The following is a 3645-nucleotide window of genomic DNA, read 5'->3' on the forward strand; positions in this document are numbered from 1 at the left end:
CCGTTTAGCTAGTAAACAGGAGAGAAAAAATTATGAATCAGGAGTCTGAAGAAACGGTTAATGACGAGATGCGAACTGAATATGACTTTTCTGGTGGTATTCGTGGCAAATATTATCAAGCTTATCGACAGGCTAGTAATGTGATAATTCTCGATCCCGATGTGGCGGAAATTTTTCAAGATTCAGCCTCAGTCAATGAAGCGTTAAGATTACTAGCAAAAATTGCCAAGTCTGGAAAAATATGACTTATCAGTTATCAGTTATCGGGTGTAGAGTAGGTTAGTAAACTAGCGAAATCAGCGTTAAAGGAAAAGGGCAAAAATAATGGATAAACCGACACAAGCTTGGAGTGAGATGGCTACCGATTACGTCAATCTTTGGACAGAAACCGGGGCAAAAATGTGGTCAAGTTGGTTTGATATGATGGGGGCGATACCGACTCCTATGGGCAATATTAAACCAGAATTACAAGAGGCAACCCAGCGCTATTTCGATAATCGGGATTTATTGATCAAATTCCTAAAATTATCGGTGGAAGCTTGGGAAAGTATCTTCCCGAAAATGCAAACAGGAGAAGACTGGCAAACAATTTTAGATAATTATACCCAACAGATGCGCGGTCAACTGAATAGTTTTACTACTACCACTTCCCAAAGTAGTCAAGATGTCAGTCAACTATGGACAATTTACCTGCAACAATTACAAAGTCTCAATCATTTATGGTTCGATCCTTTCGTCCTGTCAAATGACACAATAACCAAAGCTTGGTTAGGTAATACTTCTTCTTTGATCGAACTCAATAATATCTATTGGCAGAAGTTTTATGATGAAACTTTTGGCCAATGGTTACAGATGCCTTTATTGGGATTGCCGCGAGAATTTAACCGCAAATTACTCGATAGTTTTGAAACTTGGCGCATTCTTTATCAGGCTAGTATTAACTATCAAATTGTGCTGGCTGATATTCAAGTTAAATCCTTTGAAGCTTTAACTAAAAAATTAGTTTTCTTAGCAGAAAAAGGTCAACCTGTCAAGGATTGGCGAGAATTTCAAGATGTGTGGAGTGTCGTCGCTGATGATATTTTTGAAAAGGCTTTTTGTCAACCAGAAAACCTAAAAGTAAGGGGAAAATTTATTAATTCCCTCAATGATTATCGCCTCAAACAGCAGGATTTGATGGAAATTTACCTGCGTTCGATGAATCTGCCCACCCGCAGCGAAGTCGATGAAATTCATCGGACTATCTATGAATTACGCAAAGAGGTAAAAAGTCTCAAAAAAGCTTTAGGAGAAAAAAAAGCAGTAGAAAGTAACAATTAGTTAATTGTGCTTGACAATCAGTTATCAGTTATCAGTTATCGGATTGCAGTTTTCAGTATATAGTGTTAGGTGAAAACTTCGGAACTTTCTTTTCACTGATTACTGTTTACTGTTCACTGCTCACTGAAAAATCCCCACTTCCCCACTTTTCTAGGAGAATTAAATTATGTGGCCATTTTTGACGCAAGTGAAACTGGAAGATTTTACCCAAGATTATCTAGAATTAACTCAAAAAAATCTCAAAGGTTTAGACAATCTCAAACGAGTTAAAGAAGAAGATATTCAGTGTGGAGTCTCGGAAAAAGAAGCAGTTTATCGGGAAGATAAAATCATTCTCTACCACTTTAAACCCGTGGTCGAAAAACCCTTCGAGATTCCCTTGTTGATGGTTTATGCTTTGGTCAATCGTCCCTACATGGTAGATTTACAGGAAGGGCGTTCTTTAGTGGCAAATCTGCTGAAATTAGGCTTAGATATCTACTTAATTGATTGGGGATATCCCACCAGAAGCGATCGCTGGTTAACCCTTGATGATTATATCAATGGTTATGTCGATAATTGCGTCGATTTTATTCGTCAAAGTCACCATCTCGACAAAATTAATCTGTTAGGAATCTGTCAGGGAGGAACCTTTAGTTTATGCTATAGTTCCCTCTATCCCGATAAGGTAAAAAATCTGGTGACAATGGTGACACCGGTGGACTTTTATCAAACCGAGACCCTCTTAAATATGCGCGGGGGGTGTTCCTTGGGAGCCGAAGCATTAGACATCGATTTAATGGTAGATACCATGGGCAATATCCCGGGAGATTTTCTCAACTTAGAGTTTCTGGAATTGAAACCTTTACAGTTAGGCTATCAGAAATACCTTGATTTTCCTGACATCATGGAAGACGAATCAAAATTAGTTAATTTTCTGCGTATGGAAAAATGGATTTTTGATAGTCCCGACCAAGCGGGAGAATCCTATCGACAGTTTCTCAAGGATTTCTATCAGCAAAATAAACTGATTAAAGGGGAAGTGATGTTAGGAGATAAACGGGTAGATTTACACAATCTGACTATGCCAATTCTCAATCTTTATGCGGATAAAGATCACCTTGTCCCTCCCGCTTCTTCCCTCGCTTTAGGGAATTATATCGGTACTTCTGACTATACCGCTTGTGCTTTCCCGGTCGGACATATCGGAATGTATGTCAGTGGCAAAGTGCAACGGGATTTACCCCCCGCTATTAGCGATTGGTTGAAAGCAAGAGCTTAACAATCCTCGCACCTATCCCCTTTTCCCAGTTTGGGAGAGGGGTTTAGCACTTTTTTTCTCTACGGGTGTAACACAATACAACACATCGATAAAAAAACATCTACGGGCAGTAAAATAAACTTTTGTAACAGAGGATGTTAAGCACTGTTGCAAGATCGGGCAGAATCGGAGGATATCGTTCCTTTCGGCTAAACCCCTGTGGTACACTGCAAAGCGTACTCGCTCGTAAGTATGTAGGAGAAAACCTGAGTGTTAAGAGTCGCTGTTGTGGGTTCAGGGCCGGCCGGTTCTTCGGCGGCAGAAACATTAGCTAAAGCAGGCATTGAAACCTATTTATTTGAACGCAAATTAGATAATGCTAAACCCTGTGGTGGAGCGATTCCTCTCTGTATGGTGAGCGAATTTGACCTACCTCCTGAAATTATCGATCGCCGGGTGAGAAAAATGAAAATGATCTCCCCCTCTAACGTCGAAGTCGATATTAATCTCGATAATCAAGACGAATATATCGGAATGTGTCGTCGGGAAGTCCTCGACGGTTTTATGAGAGAACGCGCCCATAAATTAGGAGCGCATTTAATCAACGGAACCGTTTACGGTCTCGACATTCCCACCAATAGCACCGATCCCTATACCCTACACTACGCCGATCACTCCCACGGCAATTCCCAAGGAGAAATGAAATCTCTGAAGGTGGATGTGGTTATCGGTGCCGACGGTGCTAATTCCCGCATTGCCAAAGCTATTGATGCCGGGGATTACAACTATGCGATCGCTTTCCAAGAACGCATCCGTCTTCCCCAAGATAAAATGGCCTACTACGAAGACCTGGCGGAAATGTATGTAGGAAAAGACGTATCCCCCGACTTCTACGCTTGGGTATTCCCCAAATACGATCACGTCGCCGTCGGTACTGGCACAATGAAGGTCAATAAAGCCATGATTAAAGACCTACAAGCTGGTATTCGCGCTCGCGCGGCCCGTCGTCTGGAAGGGGGCGAAATCATCCGCGTGGAGGCTCACCCCATCCCCGAACATCCCCGTCCTCGTCGTGTAGTTGGTCG

The 3645-nt window shown here is 41.7% G+C and carries 4 protein-coding genes; all 4 read left to right on the top strand.

Annotation, left to right across the window (positions count from 1 at the left end; translation table 11 throughout):
• Positions 1 to 32: 32 nt before the first annotated feature.
• Entirely contained in the window at positions 33 to 245 is a 213-nt protein-coding gene (locus tag PX481_RS28315) for a hypothetical protein (RefSeq protein ID WP_002784823.1), read from the top strand.
• Between the two features lie 79 nt (positions 246 to 324).
• Entirely contained in the window at positions 325 to 1320 is a 996-nt protein-coding gene (phaE, locus tag PX481_RS28320) for a class III poly(R)-hydroxyalkanoic acid synthase subunit PhaE (protein WP_288097273.1), read from the top strand.
• A 166-nt stretch (positions 1321 to 1486) separates the two neighbouring features.
• A complete protein-coding gene (locus PX481_RS28325; RefSeq protein WP_002795840.1) occupies positions 1487 to 2581 on the top strand; it encodes a class III poly(R)-hydroxyalkanoic acid synthase subunit PhaC in 1095 nt (364 codons plus the stop codon).
• A 249-nt stretch (positions 2582 to 2830) separates the two neighbouring features.
• Positions 2831 to 3645: geranylgeranyl diphosphate reductase (locus PX481_RS28330; RefSeq protein WP_288097275.1), on the top strand; the 815-nt coding region annotated here is incomplete at its 3' end.

This window comes from Microcystis sp. M53603_WE2 (genome assembly GCF_030065435.1).

Coding starts and splice junctions, on each gene's coding strand:
- PX481_RS28315 (WP_002784823.1), top strand. CDS start 33: ATGAATCAGGAGTCTGAAGAAACGGTTAATGACGAGATGCGAACTGAA.
- phaE (WP_288097273.1), top strand. CDS start 325: ATGGATAAACCGACACAAGCTTGGAGTGAGATGGCTACCGATTACGTC.
- PX481_RS28325 (WP_002795840.1), top strand. CDS start 1,487: ATGTGGCCATTTTTGACGCAAGTGAAACTGGAAGATTTTACCCAAGAT.